The organism is Paraburkholderia dioscoreae (assembly GCF_902459535.1).
Taxonomy (GTDB): Bacteria; Pseudomonadota; Gammaproteobacteria; order Burkholderiales; family Burkholderiaceae; genus Paraburkholderia; species Paraburkholderia dioscoreae.
This window is the reverse complement of record NZ_LR699553.1, coordinates 2,915,049-2,937,485: the sequence shown is the minus strand read 5'-3', so window position 1 is coordinate 2,937,485 and position 22,437 is coordinate 2,915,049. Positions and strand designations below refer to the sequence as shown.

The window sequence follows — 22,437 nt, the reverse complement described above, 5'->3', positions numbered from 1 at the left end:
GCCGGTTCGCGGAATCGGCCTGCATAAAAAACGCCTCGCAATGCGGGGCGTTTTTTTGTGCGCGAACGCCGGACGCCGGCTTACGCGTGATGGCTAGGCGAATGGTCTTGCGTGGGTTGCGGCCGGTAGCCGAGCGACTCGGAGATCATCAGCGCGGTCTGACTGACCTGGCCGAGCCAGGAATCCTGCAGACGGTCCGCCGGCGCCGACAACGACAGGCCGGCGACCAGCTTGCCGGTGTCGTCGTAAATGCCGGCAGCGATGCAGCGCACGCCGAGTTCCAGTTCTTCGTTGTCGCGCGCGCAGGCTTGCTGGCGCACATGAGACAGTTCGCGCTCCAGTTTGGCCAGGTCGGTGATGCTGTTCTGCGTGTGGCCTGACAAGCCAGTGCGCGTGGCGTAGGCCCGTACGCGGGTGGATTCGTCCGCGGCGAGAAACAGCTTGCCGACGGAAGTCAGATGCAACGGCGCCCGCCCGCCGATGGCGCGCACCACCTGCATGCCGGAACGCTCGGAATAAGCGCGTTCGATATAGACGATCTCGTCGCCCTGCCGGACCGACAGGTTCACCGTCTGGCCGGTCTGACGATGCAGTTCACGCATTGGCGTGAGCGCCGCGTCGCGTACCGACAGGCGGGCTTTCACCAGATTGCCGAGTTCGAGCAGGCGCATGCCGAGGCGGTAAGTGCCGGGGTCCGACCGGTCCACCAGCCGGCACATAACCATGTCGTTCAGGATGCGGTGCGCGGTGGAAGGGTGCAGCTCGGTGCGGATGGCGAGTTCTTTCAGGCTGACCGGGTCGCTATGCGCAGCCAGTGCATCGAGCAGGCGCATCATGCGTTCGATCACCTGGATCGAAGTTTTGGGATCCGGGTTCGTATCGCTCATGGGAGGAATCGGTTGACGCGTCAAACAGCGGAAATTGATTGTATCCCGTATTGTGAAAAAAAAGAAAGCGGTTGGAGGCGCTATTCCAATTTAACTTGACGTATGTCCTATGCCCTCCGGCCGTTGGTATTGTGCGCCAAACAGCGGATAATCAGGGACGTTTTCCCGAAGGAGGGCTCATGCGAGTCGGATTGTTCGTTACCTGCCTGATCGACCTGATGCGTCCCGAGATCGGGTTTTCGGTCATCAAGCTGATCGAAGCCGCCGGTTTCGAAGTGGTGGTGCCACCCGCCCAAACCTGTTGCGGGCAGCCCGCGTACAACTCGGGCGAACGGCGCATTGCGCGCGATCTGGCCGAGAAGACCCTGCGCGAGTTCGAACAGTTCGATTACGTCGTGGTGCCGTCCGGTTCGTGCGGCGGTATGATCCGCGCGCATTACGGCGATCTTTTTGCCGACGACCCGGAACTGATGAACCGCTTCGGCCGGCTGCGCGCCAAGGTATTCGAACTGACCGATTTCCTCGTCAACGTGGCCAGGGTGCAGTTGCAGCCGGGCGAGTTCGCGGGCCAGGTGACGTATCACGATTCCTGCTCCGGATTGCGTGAGCTCGGCGTGAAAGCGCAGCCGCGCGCCTTGCTGGCACAGATCGGCGTGACGGTGAACGAGATGAAGGATTGCGAGCATTGCTGCGGCTTCGGCGGCACGTTCGCGCTCAAGTACGGCGATATCTCCACGGCGATCGTCGACGAAAAATGCGCGAATATCGGTGCGAGCGGCACCGGCACGGTGGTGCTCGGGGATCTCGGCTGCATGCTCAATATCGAAGGCCGCTTGCGGCGTACCGGCGACGCGACCACGCGGGTGCTGCACATCGCACAGGTGTTGGCCGGCGACGTGTAACGCGGCTTGCCGCACCCCCGCCGTGTTCAGATACGCACGCTTCATGCGTGCTCTTTCCGATTACGCCGATCCTGCCGGCTCCGCCGATTTACGCCGATTTACGCATAAGGCCGCCATGCAAGTCCAATCCATGCAATTCAAGGCACGCGCTGGTCAGAAGCTCGCCGACCAGCGGCTGCAGCAGAACCTGACCAAGCTGTCGACCAAATTCGTCACGGCCCGTGCTACGGCCATGACCGAGATCGACTTTCCGGCCACGCGCGCCGCGCTGAAGGAGCGCCGCAATCGCGCGCTGGACAATCTCGACGTGTGGCTGGAAACCTTCGAGCGCGAGGCTGCTCGGCGCGGCGTGACCGTCCTGTTCGCCGAGACGACCCAGGAGGCTGCGCGGCTCATCGGCGACATTGCGCGCCGGCACGAGGTGAAGAAGGTGATCAAGACCAAGTCGATGGTCACCGAAGAAATGCGCCTGAACGAAGTGCTCGGGCAAATGGGCGTGCAATCCATCGAAACGGATCTGGGTGAGTACATCCTCCAGATCAACGGCAACGAGCCGCCGAGCCACATCATCGCGCCGGTCGTCCACAAAGATAAGGACGAGATCGCGGATCTTTTCGCGAAGACTCACAACCGGCCGCGCCTGACCGAAATCACCGACATGACACGCGAAGCGCGCGAGATGCTGCGTCCGCATTTCATGACGGCGGACATGGGGGTGACGGGCGGCAACTTCGTGGTGGCGGAAACCGGCTCGGTCGTGCTGGTCACGAACGAGGGCAACGAAGGCATGTGCACCGTCATGCCACGCGTGCATGTGGCCGTGACGGGTATCGAGAAAGTGTTGCCCACGCTCGAAGATCTGGCCACGGCAATGCGTCTGCTGCCGCGCTCGGCGACCGGGCAGGCCACCGCGAACTACTTTTCCGTGTTGACCGGGCCGCGCGGCGAGGGCGATCAGGACGGTCCCGAACACATGTACGTGGTGCTCGTCGACGGCGGGCGCACGGGGTTGATAGGCGGCGATTTCCAGGAAATGTTGAGGTGCATCCGTTGCGGCGCGTGCATGAACCATTGCCCGGTGTATCAGAAGGTGGGCGGCCACGCATACGGCTGGGTGTATCCCGGCCCGATGGGTTCGGTGTTGACGCCGAGCTATGTCGGTATCGACAAGGCGCTGGATTTGCCGCAAGCCGCGACCTTGTGCGGCGAGTGCAACAGCGTGTGCCCGGTGGGGATTCCCTTATCGGATCTGTTGCGCAAGCTGCGGGAGAAACAGGTGGAGCGGCGCCTGCGGCCCTGGAAAGAGCGCGCGGGGCTCGCCGTGTGGGGTTTCCTGGCGCTGCATCCCGACGCTTACGCGCTTTTCACCAAGCTGGCGGTGCGCGTGCTGGAGCGCATGGGCGGAAGGAACCGGTCAATCGCCCGGCTGCCGCTAGGCGGCGCCGGTTGGACCAATACGCGGGAGATGCCCGCTCCGGTCGGACGGACGTTCAGGGAGTTGTACGCCGCGCAGCGCAGCCATATTGGCTGAGCAGGTTTTGCTGAGGGGGCGTGCGGTCGTATCTCACCGATTGGTGGTATTGGGCGCGAGCCGTAGATCGCAGCATCGCGGTGGCTGGGTCGCGCTTCCACAGGGGTTCCCAAGCCTACTCATACAGAGCAGCCTGGAAGCGGCCTAACGTCGCCGGGCTTGCCGTTGCGCAATTACATCGCGAACGTGGGGCCTGGTGTCCGTCCGCTGCGCCCGGCGCTCTGTCGTCAGTGATCCGTCATCTGGCCGGACTGGCGGCCCGGCACTCCGCGTACGGGCGCAGCATTGTTGCCGTTGCCACGACCGCCACCGTTGCCAGCCTGTTGCGGCGGCGGAGGTGGGGACGCGTTGGCGGCCCCCGGTCGAGGCGCATTTGATCCGCTGGGGCCCCGCGGGCCGCCCACTGCGCCTTGGGGCGGCGGTCCGCCGTGCGACCCACCGCCGCCACCCGGCTGACCGTGCCAGCCGCCGTTATCGCCGTGGTTGCCGTTGTTTCCATAGTTGCCATTGTTCGGCCTCCCACGGTCGGGATAGTCCCCATAGCCGGGTCCGCGTCCGTAATAGCGGCCCGGCCCGTCGTTGTAGTAGCCCGGCCCGGAGTAATTGCCATAACCCATATAGATGTTGGTTTGCGGCACGACCGGCACGCCGGTGGCGTAGCCGTCGTAACCGTCATAGCCGCTATATCCGCCGTTGGCATTGCCGTACATCGGCGTACCGTCCGGGTAGACCGCACAGCCGCCCAGCAGGGCGGCAAGGGTGACGCAGGCGATTGGTGCAAAGCGTTTCATGTGATGGACCAGTGCGAGGGCTTATATCAATAAGACCGCTATTATCGCCATCCGTCGCAGCGGCTTTGTGTGCGTTTGTAAGGATTTCTTTTTTATGCCACGAACCACGCTAACGGCGCGCGCTGCAACAACAGCCGATTGACTGTTCCATTGAGAGCAACGATCTGTCTCGCTGCGTTGGGTTTTTCCCGATTGCGTATTCCTATAGGATTTCGATTGGGCATAGTGGAATACAAACCCATGCGCCCGCAATCGGAAGAAACGACATCATGAAAAAGGCAATATCGGCGTACTGGCCGCTCGCCATCGTTGTGCCGCTGGCTGTGGCTGCCTGTCTACATATACTCAGCGACGCTGCCTCGCACGCGTCGCAAACCCCGCTCGCCGCTGGCCAGTTGACGGCTGAGCTTGCGCGCGCCGTCTCGTACGGCATGGTCGACGCCGCCTCGACGCGGCCGGCAAAACCCATGCGCGCCGCCGCCGCGGTGCCGCTCGCGGAAGCGTCGTAAGCACGAAGGCTAGCGCGACCGGTTTGGCGAGCATGGCCGTCGCCGTGCCGAAGGTGACCACCGCGAGCCGGCGTCCGGCGAGATTTCGGTGAGCTTTGTATAATCTCGGCACCTATCTTGATAAACATCGGCCGACGCGCCTCGCGCGCCTGAAAAAACCCCTGATGAAAACCGTGTCCATCTGCTTTGTCTGCCTCGGCAACATCTGCCGTTCACCGACGGCGGAAGGTGTGATGCGCCGTCTGGTGGTCGAAGCGAAGCTCGCGGAGCACATCCTGATCGATTCCGCCGGCACAGGCGACTGGCACATCGGCCAACCGCCGGACGAGCGCGCGCAACATGCGGCTGGCCAGCGAGGGTACGAACTCGCGGCCTTGCGCGGCCGCCAGATCGCGGCGGTGGATTTCGAGCGTTTCGATCTACTGATCGCGATGGATGACAAAAACGTCGTCGCGTTGCGCCAGGTCTGCGCACCGGACCAACGCGACAAGATTCGTCTGCTGATGGAATTTGTCCCCGAAGCGGACGCCCGCTGGGGCGGCGCCCGTGAAGTCGTCGATCCGTATTTCGGTGGCGCGGAAGGTTTCGAGCAGGTGCTGGACCAGTGTGAGGCGGCCTGCCGCGGCCTGATCGCGGCGTTGCGCCCCCACTTGCAGGCGTAGGGTTTGACCAGGGTTCGACGATAGTGCGCAGCCCCATCCAACAATTAAGCAAATGACCCAAATCGCAATAGGGATACTTGACTAAATCGGTCATGTATTTATACTTGACAAAACTTGTCGAGAATTGCGGTTCCCACACATATGAGACTCACCACGAAAGGCCGTTTCGCCGTCACGGCGATGATTGACCTGGCACTGCGCCAGGAGCAGGGCCCGGTGACGCTTGCGGGTATCAGCCAGCGCCAGCACATCTCCCTGTCGTACCTCGAGCAGCTGTTTGGCAAGCTGCGTCGTCACGAGATCGTCGAGTCCGTGCGCGGACCGGGCGGCGGCTACAATCTGGCCCGCCGCGCTGAAGACGTGACCGTGGCCGACATCATCATCGCGGTCGACGAGCCGCTCGACGCCACCCAGTGCGGCGGCAAGGGCTCGTGCGAGGGCACCAAACAGCACGACGGCCACTGCATGACGCACGAACTGTGGTCCACGCTGAACCAGAAAATGGTCGAGTACCTCGATTCGGTCTCCCTGAAGGATCTGGTCGATCAGCAGCGTTCGCGCGAAGGGTCGCCGGCTGTGTTGCGCGACAGGCGCAACGAGGCGCCGGCGGTCGAACCCGTCCGCGTGGCGCCGAAAGGGCCCAATTCCGTTTTCAACATGGCCGGTTCCTAGGCATGGTGCAAAGCAGCACCGCAGCCTGATCAGGAACCCAGAAGCCAGAGCACATGACGTCCCCGGAGCAATTGATGAATAACGACACTCTCCATCTGCCCATCTACATGGACTACAGCGCGACGACGCCGATCGATCCGCGCGTGGTGGACAAGATGATTCCGTACCTGCGTGAGCAGTTCGGCAACCCCGCATCGCGCAGCCACTCGTATGGCTGGGACGCGGAGCGCGCGGTCGAAGAAGCGCGTGAGAATGTCGCCGCGCTGGTCAACGCAGACCCGCGCGAAATCATCTGGACCTCGGGTGCAACGGAGTCGGACAACCTTGCGCTCAAGGGTGCCGCGCACTTCTACAAGAGCAAGGGTAAGCACATCGTCACGGTGAAGACCGAGCACAAGGCCGTGCTCGACACCTGCCGCGAACTCGAGCGCGAAGGCTTCGAAGTCACGTATCTGGACGTCAAGGACGACGGCCTGCTCGACCTCGAAAAGTTCAAGGCCGCGCTGCGTCCGGACACGATTCTGGTGTCGGTCATGTCGGTGAACAACGAGATCGGCGTGATCCAGGACATCGAGGCGATCGGCGAGATCACCCGTGAAAAGGGCATCATTTTCCATGTCGACGCGGCGCAAGCCACCGGCAAGATCGCGATCGACCTGCAAAAGCTGAAGGTCGACCTGATGTCGTTCTCGGCGCACAAGACCTACGGTCCGAAGGGCATCGGCGCGCTGTACGTGCGCCGCAAGCCGCGTATCCGTATCGAAGCGCAGATGCACGGCGGCGGTCACGAGCGCGGCATGCGTTCGGGCACGCTGGCCACGCACCAGATCGTCGGCATGGGTGAGGCGTTCCGTATCGCGCGTGAAGAAATGGCGACGGAAAACGAACGTATCCGTATGCTGCGCGACCGTCTGCTGCGCGGCCTGTCGGAAATGGAAGAAGTGTATGTGAACGGCGACATGGAAAAGCGTGTGCCGCACAACCTGAACATCAGCTTCAATTTCGTGGAAGGCGAATCGCTGATCATGGCGGTGAAGGACGTGGCGGTGTCGTCGGGCTCGGCCTGTACGTCGGCTTCGCTGGAACCGTCGTACGTGCTGCGGGCGTTGGGCCGTAACGACGAACTGGCGCACAGCTCGATCCGCTTCACGGTGGGCCGCTTCACGACCGAGCAGGATGTCGATTACGTGATCAACCTGCTGAAGACCAAGATTTCGAAGCTGCGCGACTTGTCGCCGCTGTGGGAAATGCACAAGGACGGGATCGATATTTCGACCATCCAGTGGGCAGCGCACTGACGCGCCGTCTGGACGAAGTCGAATTCATCGAATTGCAAATTGCAGATTGAAACGGATCAAGGAGTTTAATCATGGCTTATAGCGACAAGGTTCTGGACCACTACGAAAACCCACGCAACGTCGGTTCCTTCGCGAAAGACGACGATGCGGTCGGCACCGGCATGGTCGGCGCGCCGGCATGCGGCGACGTGATGAAGCTGCAGATCCGCGTGGGCGCGGACGGCATCATCGAAGACGCGAAGTTCAAGACGTATGGCTGCGGCTCGGCGATTGCATCGAGCTCGCTCGTCACCGAATGGGTGAAGGGCAAGACGCTCGATCAGGCCATGTCGATCAAGAACACGCAGATCGCCGAAGAACTGGCACTGCCGCCGGTGAAGATCCACTGCTCGATCCTCGCGGAAGACGCGATCAAGGCAGCGGTCGCCGACTACAAGCAACGCCACGGCGAAGCCGTCGTTGCAGACGAAAAGCAGCACGCCTGATCGAGCGGCGGGTTGCAACGCGGTTTCAGGTGAATCGAAGCGGACGGCGCGAATTCAGACCAGCCGTCCGGCACGAGCGATATTTGATGCAGGCAGGGTAGCAGCGCGTGAGCAGGCGGACGAACGGCCGGCACGCCCTGCGCAATGAGAAACGCTATGGCAATTACGTTGACCGAAAAGGCAGCACAGCACGTCCAGAAGTATCTGAACCGTCGCGGTAAAGGCGTCGGCCTGCGCGTCGGCGTGCGCACCACCGGTTGCTCCGGCTTGGCCTACAAGCTCGAGTACGTGGATGAACTCGCGCCCGAAGACGAAGTCTTCGAATGCAACGGCGTGAAGATCATTGTCGACCCGAAGAGCCTCGCCTATATCGACGGCACCGAACTCGACTTTGCGCGTGAAGGGTTGAACGAAGGCTTCAAGTTCAACAACCCGAACGTGAAGGACGAATGCGGTTGCGGCGAATCGTTCCGCGTATAGATCGGGATATTTCCGCGTGCAGCGGATCAAAGGCGGCGCGGGCCGCCTTTTTAGTTTGATCCGCGCATTCGCCTATGCCGCTGTGCTCCGCTTCGTCGAGCCGCGTTTTTAGACTGCACTCCGGTGCGCTTTCCTGAACGGACTTTTTCTATCCGATGGCCTCGCTGAACGACAGCCACTTCGACCTGTTCGACCTGCCGGCGCAATTCGCGCTCGACGCTTCGGCGCTCGATCACGCGTACCGCACGGTCCAGGCGCAAGTGCATCCGGACCGCTTTGCGGCGGCCGGCGACGCGCAAAAGCGCATTGCGATGCAATGGGCGACGCGCACGAACGAGGCGTATCAGACACTGCGCGATCCGTTGAAGCGCGCCACTTATCTGCTGCATCTGCGCGGCATCGACGTCGGCGCGGAGAACAATACGGCGATGGAGCCGGCGTTCCTGATGCAGCAGATGGAATGGCGTGAAAGCATCGAAGACGCGGCCGCGGCCAAAAACGTCGACGCGCTCGACGCCTTGCTCACCGAACTGCGCGACGAAGAGCGCATGCGTTTCGACAAGCTCGGCGCCTTGCTCGACAGCGGCGCGAACCAGGCGGCGGGCGAGGCGGTGCGGCAGTTGATGTTCATCGAGCGGGTGGCGTCGGAAATCGGCACGCAGATCGAGCGGCTCGAAAACTAGCGAACCCGAGCGCGCTGTGCGCCCGCTGTGCATCGTAAATCGCCGGCATCAGCGCGGCGATGGCGACCAGAAGCGAACCGAAGCGCCGTAGCATTACATCCAGCAACGCGAAAATTCAGGACGGGGCCGAGCGGCTCCGAGAAGATCCAGATGGCCCTACTGCAAATCTCCGAACCCGGCATGGCGCCGGCGCCCCACCAGCGGCGTCTGGCGGTCGGCATCGATCTCGGCACCACCAATTCCCTCGTCGCAGCCGTACGCAGCGGCGTGCCCGACGTGCTGCCCGACGAAGAGGGCCATGCGCTGCTGCCGTCGGTGGTGCGCTACCTCGAAAAGGGTGGCCGCCGTATCGGCCGCACGGCCAAGGCCGAGGCGGCGAGCGATCCGCGCAACACGATCGTCTCGGTCAAGCGCTTCATGGGCCGTGGCAAGGCGGAAGTGGAGGGCGCCGAAAACGCGCCGTACGATTTTATCGATGCACCCGGCATGGTGCAGATCCGTACCGTCGACGGCGTGAAGAGCCCGGTCGAAGTGTCGGCCGAAATTCTCGCCACGCTGCGCCAGCGCGCGGAAGACACGCTCGGCGACGAACTCGTCGGCGCGGTCATCACGGTGCCGGCTTACTTCGACGAAGCCCAGCGCCAGGCCACCAAAGACGCCGCGCGTCTGGCGGGTCTGAATGTGCTGCGCCTGCTGAACGAACCGACCGCGGCCGCGATTGCGTATGGCCTCGATAACGGTTCCGAGGGTCTGTACGCCGTGTACGACCTGGGCGGCGGCACCTTCGACCTGTCGATTCTCAAGCTCACCAAAGGCGTATTCGAAGTGCTCGCAGCCGGCGGCGATTCCGCGCTCGGCGGCGACGACTTCGATCACGCGTTATATCGCCACGTGCTGGAGCAGGTGGGCATTGCACCGCAAACGCTCGCACCGGAAGACGTGCGCCTGCTGCTGGACAGCGTGCGCGTGGCCAAGGAGGCGTTGTCGGATGCGCCGAGTGCAAGGCTGCAGACCACGCTCTCGAACGGCACTGAGATCGATCTGACAATCGGTGAGGCCACTTTCGAGGCCATCACACAAGCGCTGGTTCAGCGCACGCTCGGCCCCACGAAAAAGGCGCTGCGCGACGCCAAGGTCACGACAAAGGAAATCAAGGGCGTGGTATTGGTGGGCGGCGCGACGCGCATGCCGGTGATTCGCCGCGCGGTCGAATCGTTCTTCGGCCAGCCGCCGCTGATCAATCTCGATCCTGATCAGGTGGTCGCGCTCGGCGCGGCGATCCAGGCCGATCTGCTCGCGGGCAATCGCGGCGCGGACGGCGACGACTGGCTGCTGCTCGACGTGATCCCGCTGTCGCTCGGCGTCGAGACGATGGGCGGTCTGACCGAGAAGATCATCCCGCGCAATTCGACGATTCCGGTCGCGCGCGCGCAGGATTTCACCACCTTCAAGGACGGCCAGACGGCGATGGCGATCCACGTCGTGCAGGGCGAGCGCGAGCTCGTCAGCGACTGCCGCTCGCTCGCGCGTTTCGAGCTGCGCGGCATTCCGCCGATGGCTGCCGGCGCGGCGCGTATCCGCGTGACCTACCAGGTAGATGCGGACGGGCTGCTGTCCGTGTTTGCGCGCGAGCAGGGCTCGGGGGTGGAAGCGTCGGTGGTGGTCAAGCCGTCCTACGGCCTCGCCGACGACGACATCGCCAGAATGCTCGAAGACAGTTTCTCGACCGCTGAAATCGACATGCGGGCGCGCGCGCTGCGCGAAGCGCAAGTCGAAGCACAGCGTCTCGTGGAAGCCACCGACGCCGCGCTCGCCGCCGACGCCGAACTGCTCGACGACAGCGAGCGCGCCGAGCTCGACAAGCTGCTCGATGCATTGCGCAACGTCGCGCAAAGCGACGACGTCGATGCGATCGAAGCCGCTACCAAAACTGTCGCCGAAGGCACCGACGAATTCGCCGCCCGTCGCATGAACAAGGGCATTCGCCGTGCGCTCGCCGGCCGCAAGCTCGACGAGATCTGAGCGTTGCGGCAGCGGCCGGCGGGCCGCCTCGTGCCGCCGCCGAAGAAACCGAACCGCGCCGCGTGGACTTAAAAAGTCCTCGCGGCGCCAGTAAAATGGTACGGAGCCTGTTTGCGGCCGCCGTGCCACCGACCCAAACGGAAAATGTATGCCTCAAATCGTTGTGCTGCCTCACGTCGAACTGTGCCCGGAAGGCGCGGTGATCGATGCCGTGCCCGGCAAGAGCATCTGCGACAGCCTGCTCGAACACGGCATTGAAATCGAGCACGCGTGCGAGAAGTCCTGCGCGTGCACGACCTGTCACGTGATCGTGCGTGAGGGTTTCGCCGCCTTGACGCCATCCGAGGAAGACGAGGACGATCTGTTGGACAAGGCGTGGGGCCTCGAACCCACCTCGCGCCTGTCATGCCAGGCCTTGGTGCCGGCCGAGCAGGATCTGGTTGTCGAAATCCCTCGCTACTCGATCAATCACGCGAAGGAAAACCACTAACAGGAGGATGCAGCCATGAAGTGGACCGATACGCAAGACATCGCGATGGCCCTGACTGACAAGCACCAGGACATCGATCCGCAACAGGTGCGTTTCACCGACTTGCACCGTTGGGTGACCGAACTGGAAGGATTCGACGACGATCCTAACCGGTCGAACGAAAAGATCCTCGAGGCGATTCAGGCTGCATGGATTGAAGACGCGGATTATTGAGCGTCTCTGAGGCTTCGACGCCGGTCAGCGGTTTGCGTGCGCTGCTGGGGTTGCGACAAAGAAAAAGGCGACTCGAATTGAGGTCGCCTTTTTCTTTACGCCGGCTGGAAACGCCGTTTGCCGGTGCCTACACCTGCTCTCAGCTTGCCACGAGCGTGCCGTTCTCCACACGCACGCGCTGACCTTGCTGGAACGGCGGCGCTTCATGGTAAGTGAAGTAACGCATCTTGCCGTTCTCCATCCGCACGCGCACCGAGTACGACGTCGTGCTGCGAATATGTTTTTCGACCGAGTTGCCGGCAAGGCCGCCGCCGAGCGCGCCGAGAATGGTCATCGCGGTGCGGCCGCCGCCGCTGCCGAACTGGTTGCCGACCACACCGCCGGCCACCGCGCCGCCGACCGCGCCGATACCCGTGCCATGACCTTCCTGGCGTACCGCCGAGATGGCTTCGACCGTGCCGCACGTCGAGCAGTAGGCGGGTCGTGCGGGCTGTTGCTGGGCGTAGTCAGGAGCCGGCTGCGGGGCTGGCTGCGCCTGTTGTTGCTGCGCGTATTGCTGTTGCGCGGGCGCCGGAGTGGGTGCGGGTGCCGGTTGCGGCTGTTGCGCGGCCTGCTGCTGGGCGGCCTGCTGCGCGCTCAGGTTGGCCGGTGCCGCTGAATCGACCACGCCCGGCTGCGTGCCTTGTGTGGCCACTTGCGCCGCTTGCGTCTGATCGCTTTGCGCGCCGTTGCTGGATGCCTTCGGAAACAGGCCCGTTACGGCCGCCGTGGCGACCAGGCTCGCGATGATCACTGCACCGGCGGCGGTTGCGACGAGCGGGTGAAGCCGGCGTGGTTGCGCGGGCTGTGGAGATTGCGTGGTGGGTTGCGTGTTTGGATTGTCCATTTTTGGCCTCCGTCTTTAGCAGAGTCGACTTTTAATAGACAAAGTGTCTGGCAAATCGATCCTGCAAGGGTTTCAATTTGTAACGATATCCGGGCAATCATCATGCAGGCGCCGCGTCCAAGGCAAGTGCCTGCATAGTGCGCCGCACGTCCGAATCCTCGCGCAGTATGCACTTTTTACCGATAGTTACAAACCGTCAGCGCCAGATGACTTTTTGCGCGATACCACGAAAAACGCCCGGCACGAACCGGGCGTTTTGCTTGTGTTGTACCGCGCTGCGATCAGTCTTCGCGGCGCAGATGCGGGAACAGAATCACGTCGCGAATGCTCGGACTATCGGTCAGCAACATGACCAAACGGTCGATGCCGATACCGCAACCGCCGGCCGGCGGCATGCCGTATTCGAGCGCGCGAATGTAGTCCGCGTCGTAGAACATGGCTTCTTCGTCGCCGGCATCTTTCTGGTCGACCTGCTTCCTGAAGCGGGCAGCCTGGTCTTCCGGATCGTTCAGCTCCGAGAAGCCGTTGGCGATTTCACGGCCGGTGATGAACAGTTCGAAACGCTCCGTGATGCCGTCGACCTTGTCCGACGCGCGCGCGAGCGGCGACACCTCGATCGGATAGTCGATGATGTAGGTCGGCTCCCACAATTGCGACTCGGCGGTTTCCTCGAACAGCGCCAATTGCAGCGCACCGACGCCCGCGTTCAGGAACTGCGGCTGCGATGCATCCACGCCGAACTTCTTCAGTTCGGTGCGCAGGAAAGCGCTGTCTGCGAGTTGCTCGTTCGTGTATTGCGGTGCGTACTTCTGGATCGCCTGCGTGATCGTGAGGCGATGGAACGGCTTGGCCAGATCCAGTTCGCGGCCTTGATACGTGATGGTGGCCGTGCCCAGCGCGTCGATTGCGGCCTGGCGGATCAACTGTTCGGTGAAATCCATCAGCCACTTGTAGTCGGTGTACGCCGCGTAGAACTCGATCATCGTGAATTCCGGATTGTGGCGCACGGACACGCCCTCATTGCGGAAGTTACGGTTGATCTCGAACACGCGCTCAAAGCCACCGACCACCAGACGCTTCAGATACAGCTCCGGCGCGATGCGCAGGAACATCTGCATGTCGAGCGCGTTGTGGTGCGTGGTGAACGGCTTGGCCGCCGCACCGCCCGGGATCGGGTGCAGCATGGGCGTTTCGACTTCCATGAAGTCGGCGTCCGCCATGAACTTGCGGATCGACGAAATCGCCCTGGTGCGCGCGACGAAGGTCTTGCGCGTTTCCGGCGTGACGATCAGATCGACATAGCGCTGGCGATACTTCATTTCCTGGTCGGACAGGCCGTGGAATTTGTCCGGCAGCGGCCGCAGCGACTTCGACAGCAGGCGCAGTTCGGTGCAGCGCACCGAGAGCTCGCCCTTGTTGGTGCGGAACAGCACGCCGCGCGCCGCGACGATGTCGCCCATGTCCCACTTCTTGAAGGCGTCGTACGTTTCCTGACCGACGTCGGCCGGCGTGATGAAGAACTGGATCTGACCCGAGCCGTCGCGCACGGTCGCAAAGCTCGCCTTGCCCATGACGCGCTTGAGCATCATGCGGCCGGCAATCGCGACTTCGAGCGGATTCGCTTCGAGCGCTTCCTTGTCGGAGTGCTCGTATTGCGCTTGCAGATCTTCGGCGTGATGCGTGGGGCGGAAATCGTTCGGATAGGCAACGCCGTGCTCACGCAGTTCGCGCAGCTTTTCGCGGCGCTCGGCAATGATCTTGTTGTCGTCCACCTCGGGCACGGCGTTCGGCTGGGCCGCACTAGGCTGGGTCGGTTCGGTCATGATGATTTGGTATTCGGTGGCCCGCACGGGAGTGGCTCGCATGCGGGTGGCCAGTCAGTAAAAACCTCAGGCGGTGTAAAGAAACAGCGAACAAAAACGAAGAAGCAGCGAAGATACGGCGCGGCGTTGCAAGGGCAGGCCGCGCCGGTTGCGCTTAGACGCCCTGTTTCAGGCTGGCGCTGATGAACGGATCGAGGTCGCCGTCGAGCACGCTCTTGGTATTGCTGATTTCGACATTGGTGCGCAGATCCTTGATACGGCTGTTGTCCAGCACGTACGAGCGGATCTGATGACCCCAGCCCACATCGGTCTTGCCGGCTTCCAGCTTGTCCTGCTCTTCCTGACGCTTGCGGATTTCCGCTTCGTACAGGCGCGATTTCAGCATGGCCATCGCTTCGGCGCGGTTGCGGTGCTGCGAACGGTCGTTCTGGCACTGCACGACGATGCCCGACGGCATGTGCGTGATACGCACGGCCGAATCGGTCTTGTTGATGTGCTGACCGCCCGCGCCGGACGCGCGGTACGTGTCGATCCGCAGATCGGCCGGATTGATGTCCACTTCGATCGAATCGTCGATTTCCGGGTACACGAACACCGAGGAGAACGACGTGTGACGACCGCCCGACGAGTCGAACGGCGACTTGCGCACGAGGCGGTGCACGCCGGTTTCGGTGCGCAGAAAGCCGTACGCGTATTCGCCTTCGATCTTGATCGTGGCGTTCTTGATGCCCGCGACGTCGCCGTCGGTCTGTTCGAGCACTTCGGTCTTGAAGCCCTTGCGCTCGCAGTAGCGCAGGTATTGGCGCAGCAGCATGGCCGCCCAGTCGCACGCCTCGGTGCCGCCGGCGCCGGCCTGGATGTCCAGGAAGGCATTGTTCGGATCCGCCGGGTTCGAGAACATGCGGCGGAATTCCATGTCGGCGACACGTTGTTCGATGCCTTGCGCGTCGGATTCGCAGGCGAGGAGGGTTGCCTCGTCGCCTTCTTCGCGGGCCATGTCGAACAGATCCTGCGCGTCGCGCAGGTCGTTGTCGAGCGACGTGAGTTTGCCGACCGTGTCGTCGAGCAGCTTCTTTTCCCGGCCTAGTGCCTGAGCGTGCTTCGAGTCGTTCCAAACGTCCGGGTCTTCGAGTTCCCGGTTGACTTCGATTAGACGCAGTGCTTTGTCGTCGTAGTCAAAGATACCCCCGTAGCGAGTCCGCGCGAGTGCGCAGGTCCGCCAGTGAGGCTTCGATCGCGTTGAGACGTTCCGCTTCCATGTCGATCTTTTAGCTTCGTAAAAAGGGGAAATTATAGCCGATCGGCGCGGCGCGCCGGCGGCTCTTGAGCGATCCGGCGCGTGTTTGGGGTTGATTTTGCGGAGATTTCTGACGTTTCCGCTACGCCGGACCTTGCCGGGCTGAACGGCGTCAGTCCACCACTAGTCCACCACTTCAGCTAGCCGCGTGCTCAACGATCAGTTGCACGCGCGACACGCCGTTCCACGTGTCGCTCGCGAGGCGGTAGGCGACCGTGGTGCGGGCGGGCAGGGTGTCGGTGTGATTGAACCAGATCGCGTTGAAGCGCTGGCGGCCGCGCACGAGTTGCAGCTTCAGGTGTTTGTCCTTCACCAGCGCCTGCGAGACGATGTCGAATTCGCCCGAAAACACCGGCGCCGGAAAGCCTTGGCCCCACACGGCCGCGTCGAGCATTTCGACGAATTGCGGCGTGAAGTAGGCGTCTTCGAGTTCGCCGTCGGTTTCCACCGTGCGCGAGAGCGCTTCTTCGGACAGCCATTCGCGGCCGACCGCTTCGAACGCGGCGGTGAAGCGCGGCACGTCGGCGGCGGCGAGCGTGAGGCCCGCGGCCATTGCGTGGCCGCCGAACTTGACGATCAGGCCCGGCTCGCGCTTCGAGATCAGATCGAGCGCGTCGCGCAGATGGAAGCCCGCGATCGAGCGGCCCGAGCCTTTGACGGTCTGGCCGCTGTCGTCGGCGAGCGCGAAGGTGAACGAGGGCCGGTGGAATTTCTCTTTCAGCCGCCCCGCCACGATGCCGATCACGCCCTGATGCCAGTCGGGATTGAACAGCGTGATGGTGGTGGTGCCGTCGGGGTCGATCGCCGAGAGGTCGTCGAGCGCCTGCTGCTGCATGCCGGCTTCGATTTCGCGGCGTTCGCGGTTCATCGTGTCGAGTTGCTGCGCGAGATCCCACGCGCGGCCGATGTCGTCGGTAGTCAGGCATTCGATCCCGAGCGACATGTCCGACAGCCGGCCCGCCGCGTTCAGGCGCGGCCCGAGCGCGAAGCCGAGATCGAAGCCCGACGCGCTGCGGGCGTCGCGCGCGGCGGCGCGAAACAGCGCGGCGATGCCCGGCTGCATCTTGCCTTTGCGGATGCGCTGCAGACCCTGCGCGACCAGCACGCGGTTGTTGCCGTCGAGCTTGACCACGTCCGCGACCGTACCGAGCGCGACCAGATCGAGCAGGCCGTCGAGGCGCGGCTCGGGAAAGTTATCGTTGAACGCGCCACGGCGGCGCAATTCTGCGCGCAACGCGAGCAGCACGTAAAACATCACGCCGACGCCCGCGATGCATTTGCTCGGGAACGTGCAGCCCGGCTGGTTCGGATTGACGATCGCGCGGGCGGGCGGCAGTTCGTCGCCGGGCAGGTGGTGATCGGTAACCAGCACGTCGATGCCGAGCGCGTTGGCCGCTTGCACGCCGTCCACGCTGGCAATGCCGTTATCCACGGTGATCAGCAGATCCGGCTTGCCCGCCGCGTTGCGGGCGGCCAGCGCGACGATCTCCGGCGTCAGGCCATAGCCGTACTCGAAACGGTTCGGCACCAGATACTCGATCCGGCCGCCGAACATGCGCAGGCCACGCACGGCGACCGCGCAGGCGGTGGCGCCGTCGCAATCGTAGTCGGCGACCACCAGCATGCGGCGTTTGCTCTGGATTGCGTCGGCGAGCAGGGCGGCGGCGTCTTCGCAACCCTTGAGCGCGACGGGCGGCACGAGCCGCGCGAGGCCGGTTTCGATTTCGTCGGGCATGCACACGCCGCGCGCCGCGTAGAGGCGCGCGAGCACCGGATGCAGGCCGTGGCGGGTGAGGATTTCGGCGTCGACGGGGGACGCGGCGCGCGTAACGATTCGGGTCATACGGAAAGGCCGTGGATCATTCGTTGGGTCATTCAGTCATTCATTCGATGAAGAGCGAAGCGAGCACCCGCCGCCGCCAGAATTTGCGCAGGTCGCCGCGCGTGACCGAGAGCGTGACCGAGCCGGTGTCGCCGCACAAGGTGAGGCCGAGTTCGTCGAGCTGACCGGATTGCAGCGCGGCGAGCGCCGGTTCGAACCAGTCCGTCTGCAAGGCGGCGAAGGCGTCGTTCCAGCGCGCCCAGTCCTGCTCGATGTAGGGCGCGGAGAACGGATCGAGTTCGACCAGTGTGGTGCTCGTGCTGGTCTTGGGGTTGCCGTTGGCGTCACCCGGAAGCGACGACCGCGCGCTGAACGAGCCCGGTGGCGAGGCGACCGGCACGCCGGCGGTCATTGCGAGGCCGCGCGTTGCCGCCGCGTCGGAGAACACCCGTGCAAACGGACTGTGCACGGGCTGCGCCGCGCCTTGCGCGTGAAACCAGATCGAGTTGACGGCCGGCAGGCCGCGCGCCTCGCGCGCTTCATTGACCGGATGCTCGAACCACGCCATCTGTACTTCATTCTGCAGTTTCATCCAGGCGCGCGAACGCTCGCCGGAATGCGCCTCGTGCGGCAGCCAGATTTCGATGTTGCGCCCGCTTGCGCGCAACGGCGACGCGCCGGCCAGCGTGCCGAACCCTTCGCCTGACAGATACCAGCGCACCGGACGCGGCGCTTCGATGCGCACGCCGAGTTCTTCGATCAGCGGCCGCGCGACGGCGAGCAGCGCGCTGGCTTCTTGGTCGGACAGGTCGAGCGAGGCCGGATCGATCAGCACCAGATGGTCGTGCGCGATGCGCACATGCACCGGCTGCACGCAGGCCCATGTCGCGGTGCCGGGTTCGCCGCCGTCGGCGCGCAGCATGTACGGCGCGAGCGGCGCTTCGTCGGCGGCCGCGGCGCCGCTCGGCAGCGCGCCGAACTGGCGTGCCACCCAGCGCTCGTGTGGCAGCGTGCGCTGAAAGTCTTCGCCGATCACGCGCTCCACCAGCGTCGCGCGCGCGATCAGCCGGTCGAGGGCCGGGCTGCGGATGTCGTGAAGGGCGGTGGCAGCGTCCGCTGCGGCGGGCAGCGCGAAGGGCAGGAGAAGATGGAGGCGGTTGGCGGGCATGATGCTGCGCATTGTAGGGCAAAGAGTGCGAGTATTCCGTCCATCAGTTCCCGCTCGATGAACCGCGGCGGCGGGCCACCCGTTCGCCGCCTTCTGGAGCCCGGAGCAAAAGCCGCGCGCGGCGGCACCGCGCATAGGACGATGGAGACCGTCATGTCGCGTGAAATCAAAACCGAGCAGGAACTGCTGGCACTGGTCGTCAAGGCGCTCGATGCGAACCCGGCCACGGCCGGCTGGATTCCGACCGGCTTCCACGAGACCGTGGAGGACGAGAGCGGCTGCAACTGGGACATCACCCATCTGCACCGCGACCGCAAGGACGCCGACGTCCGCGACGCCGCCAACAGCGCCGCGGCGGGCATCATCAACGAGCTGCGCGAGCGGTACAACCTGCGGTAGATAAAGCCGTGCCGGGTTTCGCGCCGGACGCCCGGCGCGGCGCAGCGCGGCCTTGCCGGCGCGGCCGCCGCCTTTCCAATCCAGGCGAAGCGGTCAGCGTGGCTGCCGCCTTTCCATTCCGGCGCAGCAGTAGTCGGCATGGCCGTCGCCTTTCCACTCCGACGCCGCAGACGCCGCAGCCAGCCTGACCTGACTCGGCCGCCCTTCCTGTCTCGGGCGCGCCCACACCGCCTTTACGCGAGCGGGCGGCATTGTATGGCAAACTTCGCGCTTGATCGGCGCTGCCAGCGATTGTGGCAACGGCAAGAGCCGTCTGCCGGACCGCCGCGGAGCGGTATGGCGCGCGCATTGCTACGACGTGGCGCGTCGTACCGGAACCATCCGCTGCGCAACGACACCAATGATCACGACGCTCGGGCCGCACGGCAGGCGCTTCACGCCTTCGTGCGCGGCACAAAGCCGAAGACACGCAGAAAAGGATTCGCTTGAAATTTCCCTACGAATGGCAGATTGGCTGGCGCTACACCCGCGCCGGCAAACGCACGACCGGTAACGGCTTCATTTCCTTCATTGCGCTCGTGTCGATGTCGGGCATCGCGCTCGGCGTCGCGGCGCTGATCGTCGTGTTGTCCGTGATGAACGGTTTTCAGAAAGAGGTGCGTGACCGGATGCTGTCGGTGCTCGCGCACGTGGAGATCTTCTCGCCGACCGGATCGATGCCCAATTGGCAACTCACCGCCCAGGAAGCCCGCCAGAACAAGGAAGTGATCGGCGCGGCGCCGTATGTCGAAGCGCAGGCGCTGCTCACGCGCCAGGACGCGGTGAGCGGGGTGGCGCTGCGCGGCGTCGAGCCGTCGCTCGAGCCGCAGGTGTCCGATATCGGCAAGGAAATGAAAGGCGGCAGTCTGAACGCGCTGGTGCCGGGCGACTTCGGCATCGTGCTCGGCGCCGACCTCGCCACCAATCTCGGCGTAGCGGTCAACGACAAGATCACGCTGGTCGCCCCGGAAGGCACGATCACGCCCGCCGGCATGCTGCCCCGGCTGAAGCAGTTCACGGTGGTGGGCATCTTCGAGTCGGGGCATTACGAATACGACAGCACGCTCGCGCTGATCAACATCAAGGACGCGCAGGCGCTGTTCCGGCTGCCCGCGCCGACCGGCGTGCGGTTGCGCCTGACCGACATGCAGCGCGCGCCGGAGGTCGCGCATCAGCTCGCGCGCAGCCTGTCCGGCGATTTATACATTCGCGACTGGACCCAGCAGAACAAGACGTGGTTCTCGGCGGTCCAGATCGAAAAGCGCATGATGTTCATCATCCTCACGCTGATCATCGCGGTGGCGGCGTTCAATCTGGTGTCGTCGCTCGTCATGACGGTGACCAACAAGCAGGCCGATATCGCGATTCTGCGCACGCTCGGCGCGCAGCCCGGCTCGATCATGAAGATCTTCGTGGTGCAGGGCGTGACGATCGGCTTTATCGGCACGGCCACCGGCGTCGCGCTCGGCTGCCTGATCGCGTGGAGCATTCCGTGGCTCGTACCGATGATCGAGCATCTGCTCGGTGTGCAGTTCCTGCCGCCGTCGGTGTATTTCATCAGCGAATTGCCGTCCGAACTGATTCCGGCCGACGTCGCGCGGATCGGCATCATCGCCTTCCTGATGTCGGCGCTGGCCACCTTGTACCCGAGCTGGCGTGGTGCGAAAGTCCGTCCCGCGGAGGCACTGCGCTATGAATGACCGTTCCGCTAACTTATCCATGCCTTCCGCAGACACCGTGCCGCATCCCTATGTGCTGGAAGCGACCGACATTTCCAAGTCGTTCGTGCAGGGCGGTCTGAATGTGACGGTGCTCAACAACGCGCAACTGAGCGTGCGGCGCGGCGAGAAGCTGGCGATCGTCGGCGCGTCGGGCTCCGGCAAGAGCACGCTGCTGCACGTGCTCGGCGGCCTCGACGATCCGAGCGCCGGACAGGTCTCGGTAATGGGCAAGCCTTTCACCAAACTCTCCGAGCGCGAACGCAACGACCTGCGCAATCGCGCGCTGGGCTTCGTCTATCAGTTCCACCACCTGCTGCCGGAGTTTTCCGCGCTCGATAACGTCGCCATGCCGTTGCGGATTCGCCGCATGTCGACCGAAGCCTCGCGCCGCGAAGCGTTCGCGGTGCTGGAGCGCGTCGGCATGGGGAACCGCGCGAAGCATCGTCCGGGCGAGCTGTCGGGCGGCGAGCGCCAGCGCGTCGCGATTGCGCGCGCGCTGGTGACGAAGCCCGCCTGCGTGCTGGCCGACGAACCGACCGGCAATCTCGACGGCGGCACGGCGGACACCGTGTTCAACCTGATGCTCGAACTGTCGCAAACGCTCGAAACGAGCTTCGTGATCGTCACGCACGATCCGGAACTGGCGGGGCGCTGCGACCGCATCATGCGGCTGCGCGACGGCGTGCTGCACGAAGAGCCGTCGGTGCCGGTCTGATTGCCGGACACTGTGCGCTGATGCTGCGCCGCTAGCGAGGCACGTCATGTGGATCGATACGCACTGTCATCTCGACGCTTCGGAATTCGACGCCGACCGCGCGCAAGTCGCGGCGGCGGCGCACCGCGCGGGCGTGGGGCGGATCGTGATTCCGGCGATCGGCCGCGAGAACTTCGCAACGGTGCGCGAACTGGCGCACCGGGTCGACGGCGGCGCGTATGCGCTCGGCATCCATCCGCTGTTCACGCCAGCGGCGCAAGAGAGCGATCTCGAGTTGTTGCGTATGGAAATCGAGGCGAGTCTCGACGATCCGCGGTTCGTCGGCCTCGGCGAAATCGGGCTCGATTATTTCGTCGACGGTCTCGACGACGCGCGCCAGCAATTCTTCTACAACGCTCAGCTGGAACTCGCACGCGAATTCGATCTGCCGGTGATTTGCCATGTGCGCAAATCGCAGGATCAGGTGCTCAAGGGACTGCGGCGGCATCAGATTCATCGTGGTATCGCGCATGCATTCAACGGCAGTTTTCAGCAGGCTCAGGCGTATATCGACCAGGGCATGCATCTCGGATTCGGCGGCAACCTGACGTTCGAGCGGGCGCGGCAAATCCGCCGTCTTGCCGAACAGTTGCCGTTCGACGCGCTGGTTGTCGAGACCGATGCGCCGGACATCGCGCCTGCATGGATTTACAGGCAGCGCAATTCGCCGGAGCAGATTCCGGCGATCGGCGCGGGCCTCGCGGAACTGCGCGGCATGGCCGCCGACGAAGCCGCCCTTGGCACAACGGCTAACGCGCTCGCCGCGCTGCCGCGGCTCGCACTTTCCTCTGCATAATCGAACCCGGAAGGTCTGAGTGGTTCGCGCCGGGCGACATTCACGCTTGGCGGGCTCGCTAACGCCTGTGCTCAAGCGCTGCTGCGCCCGGCGTTTGCTGGTGGAGG

General features: G+C 63.9%; 23 protein-coding genes. 16 read left to right on the top strand and 7 right to left on the bottom strand.

Features of this window, described 5'->3' with window-relative positions:
• Window positions 1–80: 80 nt before the first annotated feature.
• Complete coding sequence (locus PDMSB3_RS13185; protein ID WP_007181277.1) at window positions 81–887, bottom strand: IclR family transcriptional regulator; 807 nt, start codon at window positions 885–887, stop codon at window positions 81–83.
• 179 nt (window positions 888–1,066) lie between these two features.
• Here PDMSB3_RS13185 and PDMSB3_RS13180 point away from each other — a divergent pair, with 179 nt between their 5' ends.
• Window positions 1,067–1,789 (top strand): (Fe-S)-binding protein, encoded by a 723-nt coding sequence (locus PDMSB3_RS13180; protein WP_007181278.1) that lies wholly within the window; start codon window positions 1,067–1,069, stop codon window positions 1,787–1,789.
• 115 nt (window positions 1,790–1,904) lie between these two features.
• On the top strand, window positions 1,905–3,320 hold the full coding sequence (locus PDMSB3_RS13175; protein WP_165186566.1) for a lactate utilization protein B: 1,416 nt from the start codon (window positions 1,905–1,907) through the stop codon (window positions 3,318–3,320).
• 227 nt (window positions 3,321–3,547) lie between these two features.
• Here the strand turns inward: PDMSB3_RS13175 and PDMSB3_RS13170 are convergent, their stop codons facing one another.
• Window positions 3,548–4,111: a hypothetical protein gene (locus PDMSB3_RS13170; protein ID WP_007181280.1), complete on the bottom strand. Its 564-nt coding sequence runs from the start codon at window positions 4,109–4,111 to the stop codon at window positions 3,548–3,550.
• Window positions 4,112–4,380: 269 nt separating this feature from the next.
• On the opposite strand from PDMSB3_RS13170, the gene PDMSB3_RS13165 reads away from it, so the two are divergent.
• The 10 genes from PDMSB3_RS13165 (at window position 4,381) to iscX (ending at window position 11,625) form a co-directional block, all read left to right on the top strand.
• On the top strand, window positions 4,381–4,620 hold the full coding sequence (locus tag PDMSB3_RS13165; RefSeq protein WP_007181281.1) for a hypothetical protein: 240 nt from the start codon (window positions 4,381–4,383) through the stop codon (window positions 4,618–4,620).
• A 164-nt stretch (window positions 4,621–4,784) separates the two neighbouring features.
• Window positions 4,785–5,282, top strand: coding sequence for a low molecular weight protein-tyrosine-phosphatase (locus PDMSB3_RS13160; RefSeq protein ID WP_007181282.1), 498 nt, complete (start codon window positions 4,785–4,787; stop codon window positions 5,280–5,282).
• A 141-nt stretch (window positions 5,283–5,423) separates the two neighbouring features.
• Window positions 5,424–5,954 carry a Fe-S cluster assembly transcriptional regulator IscR gene (gene iscR / locus PDMSB3_RS13155; protein ID WP_007181283.1) on the top strand — a complete coding sequence of 177 codons (531 nt, stop codon included), beginning with the start codon at window positions 5,424–5,426 and terminating at the stop codon, window positions 5,952–5,954.
• A 74-nt stretch (window positions 5,955–6,028) separates the two neighbouring features.
• A complete protein-coding gene (locus PDMSB3_RS13150) occupies window positions 6,029–7,252 on the top strand; it encodes an IscS subfamily cysteine desulfurase (RefSeq protein ID WP_007181284.1) in 1,224 nt (407 codons plus the stop codon).
• A 71-nt stretch (window positions 7,253–7,323) separates the two neighbouring features.
• Window positions 7,324–7,737 (top strand): Fe-S cluster assembly scaffold IscU, encoded by a 414-nt coding sequence (gene iscU, locus PDMSB3_RS13145; protein ID WP_007181285.1) that lies wholly within the window; start codon window positions 7,324–7,326, stop codon window positions 7,735–7,737.
• Window positions 7,738–7,893: 156 nt separating this feature from the next.
• Window positions 7,894–8,217, top strand: a complete 324-nt coding sequence (iscA, locus tag PDMSB3_RS13140) for an iron-sulfur cluster assembly protein IscA (protein WP_007181286.1) — start codon at window positions 7,894–7,896, stop codon at window positions 8,215–8,217.
• Between the two features lie 155 nt (window positions 8,218–8,372).
• Entirely contained in the window at window positions 8,373–8,900 is a 528-nt protein-coding gene (gene hscB / locus PDMSB3_RS13135; RefSeq protein ID WP_011488977.1) for a Fe-S protein assembly co-chaperone HscB, read from the top strand.
• Between the two features lie 150 nt (window positions 8,901–9,050).
• Window positions 9,051–10,922, top strand: a complete 1,872-nt coding sequence (gene hscA, locus PDMSB3_RS13130; protein ID WP_007181288.1) for a Fe-S protein assembly chaperone HscA — start codon at window positions 9,051–9,053, stop codon at window positions 10,920–10,922.
• 148 nt (window positions 10,923–11,070) lie between these two features.
• Window positions 11,071–11,412 (top strand): ISC system 2Fe-2S type ferredoxin, encoded by a 342-nt coding sequence (gene fdx, locus PDMSB3_RS13125; protein WP_007181289.1) that lies wholly within the window; start codon window positions 11,071–11,073, stop codon window positions 11,410–11,412.
• Between the two features lie 15 nt (window positions 11,413–11,427).
• On the top strand, window positions 11,428–11,625 hold the full coding sequence (gene iscX / locus PDMSB3_RS13120; RefSeq protein WP_007181290.1) for a Fe-S cluster assembly protein IscX: 198 nt from the start codon (window positions 11,428–11,430) through the stop codon (window positions 11,623–11,625).
• Window positions 11,626–11,764: 139 nt separating this feature from the next.
• Here the strand turns inward: iscX and PDMSB3_RS13115 are convergent, their stop codons facing one another.
• The 5 genes from PDMSB3_RS13115 to PDMSB3_RS13095 form a co-directional block, all read right to left on the bottom strand.
• Window positions 11,765–12,511: a glycine zipper 2TM domain-containing protein gene (locus tag PDMSB3_RS13115; RefSeq protein WP_007181291.1), complete on the bottom strand. Its 747-nt coding sequence runs from the start codon at window positions 12,509–12,511 to the stop codon at window positions 11,765–11,767.
• Between the two features lie 281 nt (window positions 12,512–12,792).
• The gene (lysS, locus tag PDMSB3_RS13110) at window positions 12,793–14,334 is read right to left on the bottom strand and encodes a lysine--tRNA ligase (protein ID WP_165186564.1); all 1,542 of its coding nucleotides are present in this window, start codon (window positions 14,332–14,334) and stop codon (window positions 12,793–12,795) included.
• 154 nt (window positions 14,335–14,488) lie between these two features.
• A protein-coding gene (gene prfB / locus PDMSB3_RS13105; protein ID WP_007181293.1) for a peptide chain release factor 2 occupies window positions 14,489–15,593 on the bottom strand; the annotation gives its coding sequence in 2 pieces (ribosomal slippage) (window positions 14,489–15,511 and window positions 15,513–15,593; 1,104 coding nt in all).
• Between the two features lie 174 nt (window positions 15,594–15,767).
• Window positions 15,768–17,474, bottom strand: a complete 1,707-nt coding sequence (gene recJ / locus PDMSB3_RS13100; protein ID WP_007181294.1) for a single-stranded-DNA-specific exonuclease RecJ — start codon at window positions 17,472–17,474, stop codon at window positions 15,768–15,770.
• A gap of 40 nt (window positions 17,475–17,514) precedes the next feature.
• Window positions 17,515–18,633: a hypothetical protein gene (locus PDMSB3_RS13095; protein ID WP_007181295.1), complete on the bottom strand. Its 1,119-nt coding sequence runs from the start codon at window positions 18,631–18,633 to the stop codon at window positions 17,515–17,517.
• A 141-nt stretch (window positions 18,634–18,774) separates the two neighbouring features.
• Between PDMSB3_RS13095 and PDMSB3_RS13090 the strand changes: the two genes are divergently transcribed.
• The 4 genes from PDMSB3_RS13090 to PDMSB3_RS13075 all read left to right on the top strand — a co-directional run bounded on the left by PDMSB3_RS13090 (window position 18,775) and on the right by PDMSB3_RS13075 (window position 22,330).
• Window positions 18,775–19,020 (top strand): hypothetical protein, encoded by a 246-nt coding sequence (locus PDMSB3_RS13090; protein WP_007181296.1) that lies wholly within the window; start codon window positions 18,775–18,777, stop codon window positions 19,018–19,020.
• Between the two features lie 485 nt (window positions 19,021–19,505).
• Window positions 19,506–20,759 carry a lipoprotein-releasing ABC transporter permease subunit gene (locus PDMSB3_RS13085; RefSeq protein WP_007181297.1) on the top strand — a complete coding sequence of 418 codons (1,254 nt, stop codon included), beginning with the start codon at window positions 19,506–19,508 and terminating at the stop codon, window positions 20,757–20,759.
• Window positions 20,752–21,495, top strand: coding sequence for a lipoprotein-releasing ABC transporter ATP-binding protein LolD (gene lolD, locus PDMSB3_RS13080; protein ID WP_165186561.1), 744 nt, complete (start codon window positions 20,752–20,754; stop codon window positions 21,493–21,495). The genes PDMSB3_RS13085 and lolD overlap by 8 nt, the downstream gene beginning before the upstream one ends.
• Before the next feature lie 46 nt (window positions 21,496–21,541).
• The gene (locus PDMSB3_RS13075; protein ID WP_007181299.1) at window positions 21,542–22,330 is read left to right on the top strand and encodes a TatD family hydrolase; all 789 of its coding nucleotides are present in this window, start codon (window positions 21,542–21,544) and stop codon (window positions 22,328–22,330) included.
• Window positions 22,331–22,437: the final 107 nt, after the last annotated feature.

What these genes read in the sequence shown, in the direction of transcription:
- PDMSB3_RS13185 (WP_007181277.1), bottom strand. Translation starts at nt 887, where the DNA reads ATGAGCGATACGAACCCGGATCCCAAAACTTCGATCCAGGTGATCGAA.
- PDMSB3_RS13180 (WP_007181278.1), top strand. Translation starts at nt 1,067, where the DNA reads ATGCGAGTCGGATTGTTCGTTACCTGCCTGATCGACCTGATGCGTCCC.
- PDMSB3_RS13175 (WP_165186566.1), top strand. Translation starts at nt 1,905, where the DNA reads ATGCAAGTCCAATCCATGCAATTCAAGGCACGCGCTGGTCAGAAGCTC.
- PDMSB3_RS13170 (WP_007181280.1), bottom strand. Translation starts at nt 4,111, where the DNA reads ATGAAACGCTTTGCACCAATCGCCTGCGTCACCCTTGCCGCCCTGCTG.
- PDMSB3_RS13165 (WP_007181281.1), top strand. Translation starts at nt 4,381, where the DNA reads ATGAAAAAGGCAATATCGGCGTACTGGCCGCTCGCCATCGTTGTGCCG.
- PDMSB3_RS13160 (WP_007181282.1), top strand. Translation starts at nt 4,785, where the DNA reads ATGAAAACCGTGTCCATCTGCTTTGTCTGCCTCGGCAACATCTGCCGT.
- iscR (WP_007181283.1), top strand. Translation starts at nt 5,424, where the DNA reads ATGAGACTCACCACGAAAGGCCGTTTCGCCGTCACGGCGATGATTGAC.
- PDMSB3_RS13150 (WP_007181284.1), top strand. Translation starts at nt 6,029, where the DNA reads ATGAATAACGACACTCTCCATCTGCCCATCTACATGGACTACAGCGCG.
- iscU (WP_007181285.1), top strand. Translation starts at nt 7,324, where the DNA reads ATGGCTTATAGCGACAAGGTTCTGGACCACTACGAAAACCCACGCAAC.
- iscA (WP_007181286.1), top strand. Translation starts at nt 7,894, where the DNA reads ATGGCAATTACGTTGACCGAAAAGGCAGCACAGCACGTCCAGAAGTAT.
- hscB (WP_011488977.1), top strand. Translation starts at nt 8,373, where the DNA reads ATGGCCTCGCTGAACGACAGCCACTTCGACCTGTTCGACCTGCCGGCG.
- hscA (WP_007181288.1), top strand. Translation starts at nt 9,051, where the DNA reads ATGGCCCTACTGCAAATCTCCGAACCCGGCATGGCGCCGGCGCCCCAC.
- fdx (WP_007181289.1), top strand. Translation starts at nt 11,071, where the DNA reads ATGCCTCAAATCGTTGTGCTGCCTCACGTCGAACTGTGCCCGGAAGGC.
- iscX (WP_007181290.1), top strand. Translation starts at nt 11,428, where the DNA reads ATGAAGTGGACCGATACGCAAGACATCGCGATGGCCCTGACTGACAAG.
- PDMSB3_RS13115 (WP_007181291.1), bottom strand. Translation starts at nt 12,511, where the DNA reads ATGGACAATCCAAACACGCAACCCACCACGCAATCTCCACAGCCCGCG.
- lysS (WP_165186564.1), bottom strand. Translation starts at nt 14,334, where the DNA reads ATGACCGAACCGACCCAGCCTAGTGCGGCCCAGCCGAACGCCGTGCCC.
- recJ (WP_007181294.1), bottom strand. Translation starts at nt 17,474, where the DNA reads ATGACCCGAATCGTTACGCGCGCCGCGTCCCCCGTCGACGCCGAAATC.
- PDMSB3_RS13095 (WP_007181295.1), bottom strand. Translation starts at nt 18,633, where the DNA reads ATGCGCAGCATCATGCCCGCCAACCGCCTCCATCTTCTCCTGCCCTTC.
- PDMSB3_RS13090 (WP_007181296.1), top strand. Translation starts at nt 18,775, where the DNA reads ATGTCGCGTGAAATCAAAACCGAGCAGGAACTGCTGGCACTGGTCGTC.
- lolD (WP_165186561.1), top strand. Translation starts at nt 20,752, where the DNA reads ATGAATGACCGTTCCGCTAACTTATCCATGCCTTCCGCAGACACCGTG.
- PDMSB3_RS13075 (WP_007181299.1), top strand. Translation starts at nt 21,542, where the DNA reads ATGTGGATCGATACGCACTGTCATCTCGACGCTTCGGAATTCGACGCC.